The following is a 12421-nucleotide window of genomic DNA, read 5'->3' as shown; positions in this document are numbered from 1 at the left end:
AGTCGCCGTCAAAGCCGCCAGTCGACATTCGATTGACGGAAGAGAGTCGCCAGGCGGCCATCGGACTGCAAGGCCAGCATAGCGGCCTGCAGCGCTTGGGCCAGGTCGTCGGCATCGGCACGAACCGCGCAACCCACCGCCCAGCCCTCGCGCGGGAAGCGGATCGAGGGCAACGGCTGCAGCCGGAATCGCGCGTCGTGGGCCAACACGCTTTCCAGCTCAGAGGCCAAACCCGCGACCGCGTCGGCCCGGCCCTCGCGCAGGCTTTGCGCGGCCGCCACGCCATCGGCAAACGCCGTGACCAAATTGCCCTGCAGCGCCCCGCCTTCCGCACCGGCGAGCAGCCAGCCGGCCAGCGATTGGCCGCAAACGGCCACGCGCAGCCCGCGCAGATCCGCCAGGCTCTCGACCGACGCTGCGGCATCGGCCGCCCAGGCGATGAGCACCCGCTCGCGGTAGTACGGCGCCACCACCTGCACCTGGGGATTGGCCGCCATCAGCGCCCGTTCGAGCGGCACATGCAGCAGCACGTCGGCCGGCCCCCACCCCAGGTAGTGCCCCTTCCACACCATGTTGCGCAGGTCATCGCCCATGTTTTCGCCGGCCTGGAAAGGCAGGGGCCGAAACCCCAGGCCCATCTGCTGCGCCAGCGCTTGGCCCAGTGCCATGTCGATGCCGCGACCGTCGGCATGGAAGGGCGGCATGTCCTGGTACAGGCCGACGATCAGGCTGCCGCGCTCACGAATGCGGGCCAGCCGGTGGCTGTCCGGCTGGGCGCGTGCGCCAGTCGCAGCGGCCCACAGCGGCAGCCCGAGCGCCGCCCCGCACCAGCGTCGGCGCGTCCACCCCGCCGGGGGCGAGCATGGATCAGAGCGGCTTCTCACGGCGCGTCTCCAGATACGCCTTGATGGCCCACATCGCTTCCTGATTCAAGGTGCCCTCGAACGGCGGCATGTAGACGGCGCCGTTGCGCGACCGGCCGCCCCGCACGGTGGTGAGGAAGTACTGGTCGTTCTCGGCCACACAAGCGGCCCGCTTCGCGTCCTTCATCACCGCGCAATCGTTGTCCAGCCGTCGAAGGTCGGGCGCGATACCGCCCGAGATGGCCTCCAGGCCGTGGCAGCGGGCGCAGTTCTGGTTGAACGCCGATGAGCCGATGCGCACGGCGATCTCGTTGGCGCGGAACGGGTTCTCGGCCTTCCAGGGCTCGCCCAGCGAGGGCAACTCGTGGGTATCGACGGCCTGGGGCGTCACATCGCCGTGGGCCAGCGCCACCGCCGCCGCCGTCGCACCGATGATCACCATCCCGACCCAGGCCGCGGCCCGGATGCGTTGTCTCCTCAACATGTGTGTCTCCTGAAATGGGTGAGGTTTGGTGAGCCGAGGTGCAAGCCACATGCCACACGGCCAGGCCGGCGGCTGGCCGCGGCGGCGCCAGGGAAAACCTGCGGGTGCTTGTTCCAAATCAAGACAGAGTGACAACCCAGGCTGTTCGATGCGACAGCGCCAGCACGGCAGGCGTCGCAGTCGGGAACAGAACCCCTCGCCTGAGGGCGGCACGTGCGTTGCATCACGCTGGCCATGCCGATACCCCGCCCCCGATCCCTGGTGCTGCCGCTGTGGCGATGGGCCTGGATCGCCTGCCTGGCCTGGGGAGCGCTCGGCGCCGCCCAGGCCGGGGTGATGACGCGTGACACGCTGCAAGCGCTGTTTCCAGCCCCGTTGATGCTCGGCGAGCGCGACACCGCGCTGCCCGTCTGGCCGGTCTTCAAGCAAGAGGCCACCGCCACGGTGCTGGTGGCCTACGTGTTCGAGTCGATCGACTTGGCACCGGTGCCCGGCTTCTCGGGCACCCCGATGAACCTGCTGGTCGCACTGGACGCGCAAGGCCGGTTCATGGAAGTGCGGGTGCTGTCTCAGCATGAGCCGGTGTTCCTCGATGGCCTCGGCGAGGGGCCGCTGCTGCGCTTCGTGGAGCAGTACCGCGGGCTGTCGCTGCAGCAAGGCATCAAGATCGGCGACGCCCATGCGCGCGGCGGCCAGGCGGAGAGCGCAGCGGTCTACATCGATGGCGTGGCCAAAGCGACCGCGTCGGTGCGTATCCTCAACCAGAGCCTGCTGGCCGCGGCGCTGAAGGTGGCGCGTGCGAAGCTGGGCTATGCCGCGGGCCGAGATCCGGCGCAGGTGGGGCAGGTGCGCGCCGATACCTACACGCCGATGGATTGGGCCGGCATGATCGACGGCGGCCTGTTGCAGCCCGCGGTGATACGTCGCGGCGACGTGGACGCCGCCTTTGCCGGCAGCGGCTTCGACGCACCAGCCACCCCGCCAAGCGACACACCCGCCACCGCCGACCACATGCAGTTCTGGCTGGGGTGGGTCAGCCTGCCGGCGCTGGGTCGAAACCTGTTGGGCGAAGCGGGCTGGCAGCAGCTGAAAAGCCGGTTGGATGCGGGCGACCATGCCTTGATCGTCGTGGCACGCGGGAGCGACACCTTCGTGGGCGAACACTTCGTTCGAGGTGCCGTGCCAGACCGTTTGAGCCTGCGCCAGGGCGAGCTGCCGATCGAGCTGCGCGACCTCGATCTGGACACGCCGCCACGACTGCCGGCGGGCATGGGCGGGGCCGAGTGGAAGGTGTTTCGGGTCAGCGGCGCGGCCGGGCTGGACCCGGCGCAACCCTGGACACTGGCCTTTCGCGTCACGCGGCACAAGGGCATCGTCTACCCCGAGCGCCTGAGCCGCGATTTCATGCTGCCGTACCGGTTGCCGGCGGCGCACGTCACGGCCGCGGCGGCGGACCTCACCTCGTGGCAGGCCATGTGGCGAGCCCGTGCAGCGGACCTGGCGATGCTGCTGGTGGCGCTGGGCCTGCTCACATGGTGGCTGTGGGGATGGCTGGGGCGGCCAGGTTGGTGGTTGGCCTCCGCACAGCGTCTGGCGCGCTGGCGAACAGCCTGGCTCGTCTTCACGCTCGCGGGCCTGGGCTGGTGGGCACAGGGGCAGCTGTCGATCGTCAACCTCACCGCGCTCATCCAGGCGCTGAGGGCGGGCCACGGCCTCACCTTCTTTCTCTTCGACCCCATCAGCGTGGTGCTGTGGGCCTATGTGGCCATCACCCTGTGGGTATGGGGCCGCGGCACTTTCTGCGGCTGGCTGTGCCCCTTCGGCGCGCTGCAGGAGTTGGTGGCCCACTTCGCGGCCCGGCTTCGCGTGCCGCAGTGGCGGCCGCACCGCCGCGTGGATGCCCGCTGGAAGCGCCTGAAGTACGGGGTGCTGGCCCTGCTGCTCGGCAGCGCCGCGTTGGGAAGCCCGTGGGCTGACTCCCTGGTGGAGATCGAGCCGTTCAAGACGGCCATCACACTCGGCTTTCAGCGGGCCTGGCCCCATCTGTTGTGGGCGGGTGCGCTGCTGGCCTTGAGCGCGGTTGTCTACAAAGGCTATTGCCGCTACCTCTGTCCCTTGGGCGCCGCCCTGGCCTTGGGCGGCAGGCTGCGCCGCTGGGCGTGGATCGCCCGGCGGGCCGAATGCGGCACACCTTGCCAGACCTGCCGACACCGCTGCGAATACCAGGCCATCGGCACCGACGGCCGCATCGACTACGAAGAGTGCTTCCAATGCCTGGAGTGCGTGGCCATCCACCGCGACGCTTCACGCTGCGCGCCGCTGATCGCCCAGTCACGCGGAGCCCACAAGGTTTTCCCCATCCGCCCGGCGCCGCCCGTGCGCCTGGAGCCACCCCGATGAAACGCCGCCCCCTTCTGCTGGCCACCTTGAGCGCCGGCTTGTCGCCGGCCTCCCCCGCCGCGCCGCAGGGCCTGGTCTGGCGCCGGCGCGACTGGATCGGGTTCGGCACCACCTTGAGCCTGCGCGCAGGCGCCGCCCAGGCGGATCGGCTGGAGCAGGCGCTGGACGAGGCCGTTCGCGTGGCTCGCCAGATCGAGGCACAGATGAGCCTGTTCGACCCGGACAGCGCCCTCTCGCGCCTGAATCGCGAAGGTCGGCTCGAGCGAGTGCCGGCCGAGCTGATGACGGTGTTGCGGCTGGCTCAGTGGGTGTCGCGACACACCAGCGGCGCGTTCGACGCCACGGTGCAACCGCTGTGGCAACTGTTCGAACACGCCCGGCAGGAGGGCCGTGTACCGAGCGCCACCGAGGTGGCGCAGACGCGATCGAGCGTCGGCTGGCAGGGCCTGCGCATCGAGCCCGGCCGTGTGGCGTTCAGCCGGCGTGGCATGTCGGTGACGCTCAACGGCATCGCGCAGGGCCACGCCTGCGACCGGGTGCGCGAGGTGCTGCACCGCCATGGCATCGCCCACGCCTTGATCGACACCGGCGAGTGGGCCACGATGGGCGGCAACGCCAACGGCCAACCTTGGCACCTGGGCGTTGCGGATCCGCGGGGTGCGCCACATCCCATCGCCCTGATCGCGCCAAACGGCCAATGTGTGGCCACCTCCGCGGATTCACCGAGCGATTTCACGCCCGACCATCGGCATCACCACATCGTCGACCCGAATACCGGCTGGTCACCTCCGCAACTGGCCGCGGTGACGGTGGCGGCCCGCCGCGCAGCGCTGGCCGATGCGCTGACCAAACCCATGTTCATGGCCGGCCCCGACGGCATCACCTCCCTGGCGCGCCGTTGGGGCGTGGAGGTGTTGTGGGTCGACAAGCAGGGGCGCCGCGGCTGCACGCCAGGCTGGCACCTGCTGGACGCGACCCGAGCCACCGCCTGAGCGGCTCGGCGGGCCCGTGCGATGGCACGGGCCGCGATCACCATCCAGCGATGGCCAGCCCCAAAGTCAAGGCTTGCGCCAGGCGATGCACCATCCGCCGGCGGCAATGTGCTTGCGGCCGAACATCGAGCAGCCGCTCCACTCATCGCCCGAGGCACCTTGCCAGAAGGCACAGCTCGCACAGCGCTGGCCCACTGCGTACTGAGGGTACTTCTTCGTGTCGACCTGCGACGCGTCGTGCCGGTAGCCCAACGCCGTGGCCGCCTCGTCCGATTCGTCGACCCGCGCGGCGCGAGCCGGCACGGCCGCAGCCAGGCCTGCGCTGCAGGCCGCGGCCCGCAGCAGGAAGACACGGCGGCGCGAAGAATGCGATGACGCGCGCGGCTTCATCACTTGCCCGCCAGCTTGAAGACCCACAGCGAACCGCCCTGCTCCAGGTAGTTCACCCGCTTGGCGACATCGCCGCCCCACAGCGGCACGGCACCGCCCCAGCCCGAGGCCACCGCCACGTACTGCGTGCCGTTCTGTTCCCAGGTGACCGGCGGGGCCACCACCCCGGAGCCGGTCTGGAACTCCCACACCACCTTGCCGGTCTTCGCATCGGCGGCCTTCAGGTAGCCCTCCGGCGTCCCCCAGAAGACCAGGTTGCCGCCGGTGGTGAGCACACCACCCCAGAGCGGCGCGCCGTTCTTCACCTCCCAGACGATCTTGCCGGTCTTCGGATCCATCGCGCGCAAGGCGCCGATGTAGTCGTCGTTGATGGTCTTGATGGTAAAGCCGGCACCGAGATAGGCCGCGCCCTTCTTGTAGGCGATGGGCTCGTTCCAGATCTCCATGCCCCACTCGTTGGCCGGCACGTAGAACAACTTGGTGTCGGGCGAATACGCCATCGGCATCTGGTTCTTGCCGCCCAGGAACGACGGCGCCGAGAAGACCGAGGCGCCCTTCTTGCCATCACCCAGCGTGGGATCGCTGGGGCGGTTCTCGGCCACGAAGTTGGGGCGGCCTGTTTTCAGATCGATGCTGCTGGCCCAGGTGATCTTCTTGACGAACGGGAACGCGTTCTCCAGCTTGCCTGTCTGCGCATCGAGCACGTAGAAGAAGCCATTGCGGTCGGCCTTGCCGCCCAGGCGCCGGCCATTGCCCGCGTCGAAGGTGACGAACTCGTTGACGCCATCGAAATCCCAGCCATCGTTCGGGGTGCCCTGGTAGTGCCACTTGATCTGGCCGGTCTTCACATCGATGGCCACCGTGGAGCACGAGAAGAGGTTGTCGCCCTTGCGCAGGTGGCTGTTCCACGGCGCCGGGTTGCCGGTGCCGAAGTAGGCCAGGCCTGTCTTCGCGTCATAGGTGCCGCCCAGCCAGGTGGCGGCCCCACCGGTCTTCCACAAATCGCCCGGCCAGCTCTGGTTGGTGGTGCCGGAGATGCCGTTCTCGATCTTGTTGCCGCTGGCGTCGAACCTGTAGCCCATGTGGCCCTCGACGGTGGGACGCACCCACACCAACTGGCCCGTCTTGGCATCACGCGCCTCGACGCGGCCCACCACGCCGAATTCGCCGCCCGACACGCCGGTCAGCAGCAGGCCGCCCGCGATGATGGGAGCCGCCGTGTTCGAGTAACCCGCCTGGTAGTCGTCGATCTTTTCCTTCCAGACCAGTTCGCCGGTGTCCTGGTTCAGCGCCACGAGCTGCGCATCGAGCGTGCTGAAGATGACCAGGTTGTCGTACAGCGCCGCGCCGCGGTTGACCACGTCACAGCAGGGCATGATGCCCTCGGGCAGACGATGCTCGTACTTCCACAGTTTCTTGCCCGTGGCCGCGTCCAGCGCAAACAGGCGCGAGTACGACGCGGTGACGAACATCTTGCCGTTGTAGATCAGCGGCTGGCTTTCCTGCCCGCGCTGCTTTTCGCCGCCGAACGAGAAGGCCCAGGCGGGCGTCAGGCGAGACACGGTGCTTGCATTGATCTGCTTGAGCGGCGAGTAGCGCTGCCCATCCGTCGACAGGCCCCACGAGAGCACGCTCTTGCCGGTTCGCGGCTCGGCTTGAATCATCTGATCGGTGACGGCCGCAGGCACAGCGAGCGACGCCGTGGCGCCGATGACCGCGGCGGAAAGTGCACGAAGGGCAGGAACGCGCATGGTGAATGTCTCCGGTATTGCGTAGAGTGAAGCGCCCGCCGCAGCGAACCGCCGCGTATCCCGGGAGCGCCCTTTTTGCGCAATGCCCATGCCACCCCCATGCCATCCCCAAAGGCGCGCCAACAAGCCGTGTGGATGCGGGTGAACCCAGAGCCACACGGTCATCCGGCGTTCGGCTTGTGGCAGCCTGGGACAGCTGGCTGTGCTCGTGTGTCGCAATGCCGCGCTCGCCTTCCCGGCAGAGCGATGCGAGACCGCGTTCATGTCGCTGCGCGGGTCCGGTGTCGGTTCAGCGCACACGCGGTGCCTACGTGCGACCCAGAAACGAAGAGGCCCCTGGTTCCGTGAAGAACCAGGGGCCATCGTGTTTGGTAGGCGCGATTGGATTCGAACTAATAAGCGCCGCTAATCGAGGTCATCGCACGTCAACCGTACCAGGGAGCAGTAGGCGTCAGTTAGCTTGGAATCGCCGAATTCCTCCCTGGATTCTTCCCTGGCCATGCGCCTGTTTTGCCGGCTTTTGATCTCACCGGCAACTGGCCTGCACACCAGATTCGGTCTGCGCGCCTCGATGTGCTGCAGGCGCTCGGCCATCCGGGCGTTGTCGCGGCCCACGTCATCGACCATGCGGGTCAAACGATCGTTGTCGGCACGCAGCCGGTCGTTGTCGGCGCGCAAGCGGTCGATTTCCATTTGCACCGAGGCGAAGGCAGCTTGCGATTGCTCCAGCGCAATCCGCTGGATCGTCGCCTCGTTCTCTTCGGCCTGCTTGCGCACGGCGCCGCGGATGCCGACCGCCGTCGTGACGACGGAGACGATGCCGGTGGCGATCGCCGTAAGAACGCACGGGTCCATGTTCATCTATCCCCTCGCCTTGCAATGCGCGACCACATGGTTTGACGATGGGGTCGCGACTGGCTGGGAAGCACGGCCCGGCGCTCCTTTCAGTCGTACAGTCGCAATTCCGAGTTGCGATCAGGCCTGCAGCTGCAATGAAAACTTTGAAGATCGTGTCAGCCCTTCTCATGACAGCAGGACTGCTCTACGTGCCTGCGTTCGCCGCGGAAGGCTCTTCCCAGTTGCTTGCAAGCTTTCAGACCGAGCGAGATGTGGCGGCAAAGGAGCTGATCCTGGACAAGCTCACGCAGAGCTACCCAGATGCTGGTCCGGCCTTGCTCGAGGTCGCCAGAAGCGCCGGCGACTCGGATACTGCTTGGCTCGCGATACGCGGCATCGGTCACCTCCGATTCAAAGGGGCGGTGCCGTTCTTGGCCCAGTCGCTGTCATCGAAACACGCCTACGTTCGGGCCAACTCCGCACGCGCGCTCGGCGAAATCAAAGACACGTCGGTGACATCGTTCCTGATGCAGGCGATCAAGAACGAGAAGGACGGCGGCGTCATTGAGCAAATGTCATTGGCCCTGACGATGCTGCATGCTGTCGAATCTGTTGCCGTTCTAAAGACCAAAGCCCTGCACTCGTCGGCCCAGACCCGGACATGGGTGGTCGGTGCCGTTGCAGATTTAGGTAAGCGAGAGGATGTGCCGTTCCTTGCGACATACCTTGACGACAAGGACCACCTGGTCGCCATGAGGGCCGCCGAAGGGATCGAACAGCTCACAGGGCAGGATTTCGGCTTCCCGCCATCTGTCTCCGGTCCTCCCAGCCAGCAGCGAGAAGTTGCTGCGATTCAAAGGGCCAGGACATGGTGGCGCCAACGCCAGGCAGCCGCCGATCGGCGTTGACGCCAACGGAGCGTCAGGACAGCGGAGCCTGCGTTGAAATGACCTCTCGTTGCTTGAGGTAGAACGCAAGCCCAGTGTCATCCAGGCCCTCAAGCGGCGATGTCACCAACTCGCGCAGCCCGTACTTGGTACGCAATCGCTCACGAGCCCGGCGCAGCCGCTGGTGGACGTTAGATTCACGCTGCAGCACATCGAGCCGGGGTTCTGGAAGACCGTTCCCTCAGGCGCGCCCAGCAACAGCATCGCGCCGGCCTACATCGCGGCCCAGCTCGGGCACAGCGTCAAGATACTGCTGGAGGTCTACGCGCGGTGGATCCCTGGAGCCGACGGCGGCGCGATGCGCAACCGGATGGCCGAGATCATGGGCGGCGGTGGGGCGATCTGCGCGGGGCAGAATTCTTCCCAGATTCTTCCCCAGCCGATGGACGCCAGAAGCGAAAAGGCCCGTAAGGCGTTGAGTGACAACAACTTACGGGCCATCGTATCTGGTAGGCGCGATTGGATTCGAACCAACGACCCCCACCATGTCAAGGTGGTGCTCTAACCAACTGAGCTACGCGCCTGCTGCGAAGCCTCGCAGTATAGCAAGGTTTTTGAGGGTGCCCGCAAATTCTATTTGCGACGCACGTGGCGGACGCCCGACACCCTGGCCACCTGCGACATCACCTGACGCAAACGCGAGGCATCGGCCACCTCGACGGTGAACACCATCCAGGCGGTTTTGCCCTCGGCATCGCGCACCGATTGGGTCTTCACGCCGGTGACATTCATCTTCTCTTTGGCGAAGACTTCGGAGATGTCGCGCAGTAGGCCCTGGCGATCGCTCGCCTCGATGGACACATCCACCGGATAGGCAGCATCGCGGTCCTTGGGCGGGGTGCCCCACTCGACCGCAATCACCCGCTCGGGCATCTGCGCGGCCATGTGGCGGAAGTTCGTGCAGTCGCGCCGATGGATGGCCACACCCTTGCCGCGCGTGACGAAGCCGCCGATCGCATCCGGCGGCGCCGGGCGGCAGCAGCGCGCGAGGTTGGTCAGCAGCGACTCCACCCCCACGACCAGCACGCCCCCTTTGGCGCCAGTGACATCGGCGCGCGAGCGACGAAGCGCCGGCATTTCGTCGGCCTCGGGCGGCGGCTCGGGCGGGCGCAGCAAGGTCTCGATGTTGCGCAGCGAGTACTCGTCCTTGCCCACCACCTCGAACAAGGCCTGCGCATCGCGAAAGCCGAGCTTCTCGGCCAGATCGTCGAGCTTCAGCGCTGTCTTGCCTTCGCGCTGCAGCAGCTTTTCGACGAGGTCGCGTCCTTTCGCGATCGTTTCACCGTTTGCAAGGGCGTTGAACCAGGCACGCACCTTCGAGCGCGAACGGGGGCTTTGCAGGAACCCAAGTTCGGTGTTCAACCAATCGAGCGACGGCCCACCCTCCTTGGTGGCGATGACCTCGACCGTCTGCCCGTTTTGCAGCGGGGTGTTCAACGGCACCATGGCGCCATCCACCTTCGCGCCCCGGCAACGGTGGCCCAGGTCGGTGTGCACCGCGTAGGCGAAGTCGATCGGGGTGCCCCCCGCCGTCAGCTCGATCACCGTGGCCTGGGGCGTGAAGACATAGATGCGGTCGTCGAAGCTGGTGCCCTCGCCCGCCGGTGCGCTGGTGGACGAGAAATCCCGCTCCCAAGCCAGCAGCTGGCGCAACACGGCCTTGCGCGCCTCGGCCACACGCTCCTCGAATTCACCCGCAGCGCTCACGCCAGCGTAGCCCTTGACCCCCGCCTCTTTGTAGGCCCAGTGGGCGGCCACGCCGTACTCGGCATGCTCGTGCATGGCCTGCGTGCGAATCTGCACTTCGATCGGTCGGCCGTCGTCACCCAGCACCACGGTGTGCAGCGAGCGATAGCCATTGGGTTTGGGCTTGGCGATGTAGTCGTCGTACTCGCCCGACACGGCGTTGTAGCGCTCGTGCACGCGGCTCAGCGCGGCATAGCAGGCAGGCACATCGGCCACGATCACGCGCAGCGCACGCACATCGAGCACCTTCGCGAAATCGAGCTGCTTGCCCTGCATCTTCTTCCAGATGCTGTAGAGGTGCTTGGGCCGCCCGTAGACCAGCGCGGCCACACCGTGCGCGTTCAAGTCTTCGGCCATCTGACGCCGGACGACCTCGACGCCCGCTTCGCGCTCCACGCGCTTTTCGGCCAGCAGCCGGGCAATGCGGCGGTATTCGTCGGGCTGCAGGAAGCGGAAGGCAAGGTCTTCCATCTCCCATTTGATCTGCCAGATGCCCAACCGATTGGCCAAAGGCGCGAAGACCTGCTGCGACTCCAGCGCCAGCGCATGCGGGCACGGCTGCTTCTCGGCCGCGTAGTAGCGCAAGGTCTGCAGGCGCGAGGCCAGGCGCAGCAGCACCACACGCAGATCGCGCGAGAACGCCAGCAGCATCTTGCGCACCCGCTCGGTCTGACGCGCCTGGAACTCCTGCTCGACTTGCGCCTCACGCGCGGCCCGCTGGATCTGCACGAGCTTGCGTGTCAACCCCACCAGGCTGGCATACGAAGGGCCGAAGGCCTTGGCCACCACTTCTTCAGGGCGCTGCAACCCATCGGCCGCGTAGACGAGGTACGCGGTGGCCTGCAGGCCCGGCGCACCGCCAATGGCCCGCAAGATCGCGGCGACGCCATCGGCGTGCGCATACGCGTCTTCGCCGGTGTCAAGCACACGCCCCTGCAGCAGCGGCTCGGCGAAGGCACGAGCCCGCTCCAGTGCGGAAGCGCCCTGGTCGACCGGCTCGGCCCCCGGTGCGGCCGCCGGTGCGGGTGGAGGTGCGCTCAGGTCATCGGCCAGCGCCACGATCGGCGCAGACGGCTCGGCCAGCGCAACAGCCTGGCTCTTCATGGGCCCAACAGGAAGCTGCGCACCGCCTCGACCTGGTCGGGTTGAACCAGCATCGGCGCGTGGCCTACACCGGCCACCTCATGCACCCTTGCACGCGGGCCCCGTTGCGCCATCAACTGGGTCGTGGCGGCGCTGAGCAGATCGGATTCGGCCCCGCGAATCACCATCGTCGGACACTGGATCTGGTCGTACAGATGCCAGAGCATCAACTCTCCAGCCGCCGCCACCTGGGGCGTGACGGCATGAAAAGGCAGCGCCAGGCGGGGGTCGTAATGGGGTTTGAAACCCGCACCGTCGGGGATCAGCTGGGGCCGCGTCAACGCCAGCCATTGCTCACGGGTGTGCGGGCCGAAACTCTTCGACAGCTCCCACAACGCATCGGCCGCTTCATCCACGGTCGCCCAGTGGGCCCGCTCACCCAGGTATTCGCCAATCCGCGTGAGCGCCTCGAATTCGATCTTCGGGCCGACGTCGTTGAGCACCAGCTTCCGGATCGGCGAGTTCTGCAACCCGGCGAGACTGATGCCGATCAGCCCACCCATCGACGTGCCCACCCAGTGCAACTCACGTGCGTTCAGGCGAGCGATGAGCGTCACCATGTCGGCCACATAGCTGGGAATCGCGTAGCCGGCCGGATCGGCCAGCCAGTCCGAGCGGCCGCGCCCGACCACGTCGGGGCACACCACGCGATAGTCCACCGCCAGCGCCTGGGCCAGGGTGTCGAAATCTCGCCCTTGCCGGGTCAAGCCGTGCACGCACAGCAGCACCCGCGGGTTGTGTGGGTCGCCCCACTCTGTCCAGGCCATGCGATGCAGCCCCCGCGTGTCCAGGCATTGCACGCTGTCGAAGCGGGGTGAAGACGTGTTGTTCATGTTCTTGCAAGGTCGGTGTCTTGATAATCACTGTA

10 protein-coding genes and 1 tRNA gene are annotated in these 12421 nt (G+C 67.1%); 3 read left to right on the top strand and 8 right to left on the bottom strand.

Annotated elements, in window-relative coordinates; translation table 11 throughout:
- Positions 1 to 8 precede the first annotated feature (8 nt).
- Together AACH06_RS18325 and pedF are read right to left on the bottom strand one after the other, a co-directional pair.
- Complete coding sequence (locus AACH06_RS18325) at positions 9 to 884, bottom strand: substrate-binding periplasmic protein (RefSeq protein ID WP_341427202.1); 876 nt, start codon at positions 882 to 884, stop codon at positions 9 to 11.
- Positions 868 to 1347: a cytochrome c-550 PedF gene (gene pedF, locus AACH06_RS18320; RefSeq protein WP_423222050.1), complete on the bottom strand. Its 480-nt coding sequence runs from the start codon at positions 1345 to 1347 to the stop codon at positions 868 to 870. The genes AACH06_RS18325 and pedF overlap by 17 nt, the downstream gene beginning before the upstream one ends.
- Before the next feature lie 234 nt (positions 1348 to 1581).
- Between pedF and AACH06_RS18315 the strand changes: the two genes are divergently transcribed.
- A complete protein-coding gene (locus AACH06_RS18315) occupies positions 1582 to 3747 on the top strand; it encodes a 4Fe-4S binding protein (protein ID WP_341427201.1) in 2166 nt (721 codons plus the stop codon).
- Positions 3744 to 4739 carry an FAD:protein FMN transferase gene (locus tag AACH06_RS18310; RefSeq protein WP_341427200.1) on the top strand — a complete coding sequence of 332 codons (996 nt, stop codon included), beginning with the start codon at positions 3744 to 3746 and terminating at the stop codon, positions 4737 to 4739. The genes AACH06_RS18315 and AACH06_RS18310 overlap by 4 nt, the downstream gene beginning before the upstream one ends.
- A gap of 66 nt (positions 4740 to 4805) precedes the next feature.
- Here the strand turns inward: AACH06_RS18310 and AACH06_RS18305 are convergent, their stop codons facing one another.
- The 3 genes from AACH06_RS18305 to AACH06_RS18295 form a co-directional block, all read right to left on the bottom strand.
- Positions 4806 to 5129: a high-potential iron-sulfur protein gene (locus AACH06_RS18305; protein WP_341427199.1), complete on the bottom strand. Its 324-nt coding sequence runs from the start codon at positions 5127 to 5129 to the stop codon at positions 4806 to 4808.
- Positions 5129 to 6880: a PQQ-dependent methanol/ethanol family dehydrogenase gene (locus AACH06_RS18300; protein WP_341427198.1), complete on the bottom strand. Its 1752-nt coding sequence runs from the start codon at positions 6878 to 6880 to the stop codon at positions 5129 to 5131. The genes AACH06_RS18305 and AACH06_RS18300 overlap by 1 nt, the downstream gene beginning before the upstream one ends.
- Positions 6881 to 7285: 405 nt before the next feature.
- Positions 7286 to 7741 (bottom strand): hypothetical protein, encoded by a 456-nt coding sequence (locus tag AACH06_RS18295; protein ID WP_341427197.1) that lies wholly within the window; start codon positions 7739 to 7741, stop codon positions 7286 to 7288.
- Positions 7742 to 7872: 131 nt separating this feature from the next.
- On the opposite strand from AACH06_RS18295, the gene AACH06_RS18290 reads away from it, so the two are divergent.
- Positions 7873 to 8625, top strand: a complete 753-nt coding sequence (locus AACH06_RS18290) for a HEAT repeat domain-containing protein (protein WP_341427196.1) — start codon at positions 7873 to 7875, stop codon at positions 8623 to 8625.
- Positions 8626 to 9111: 486 nt separating this feature from the next.
- Here AACH06_RS18290 and AACH06_RS18285 read toward each other — a convergent pair.
- The 3 genes from AACH06_RS18285 to AACH06_RS18275 all read right to left on the bottom strand — a co-directional run bounded on the left by AACH06_RS18285 (position 9112) and on the right by AACH06_RS18275 (position 12386).
- Positions 9112 to 9188: transfer RNA gene (locus AACH06_RS18285), tRNA-Val, on the bottom strand.
- Positions 9189 to 9237: 49 nt separating this feature from the next.
- A complete protein-coding gene (locus tag AACH06_RS18280; RefSeq protein WP_341427195.1) occupies positions 9238 to 11514 on the bottom strand; it encodes a RelA/SpoT family protein in 2277 nt (758 codons plus the stop codon).
- Positions 11511 to 12386: an alpha/beta fold hydrolase gene (locus AACH06_RS18275; RefSeq protein WP_341427194.1), complete on the bottom strand. Its 876-nt coding sequence runs from the start codon at positions 12384 to 12386 to the stop codon at positions 11511 to 11513. The genes AACH06_RS18280 and AACH06_RS18275 overlap by 4 nt, the downstream gene beginning before the upstream one ends.
- Positions 12387 to 12421 lie beyond the last annotated feature (35 nt).

Origin of the sequence: Ideonella lacteola (assembly GCF_038066555.1) — a bacterium.
Taxonomy (GTDB): Bacteria; Pseudomonadota; Gammaproteobacteria; order Burkholderiales; family Burkholderiaceae_C; genus Ideonella; species Ideonella lacteola.
The sequence above is the reverse complement of the archived record's forward strand: the minus strand, read 5'-3'. Positions and strand labels throughout refer to the sequence as shown.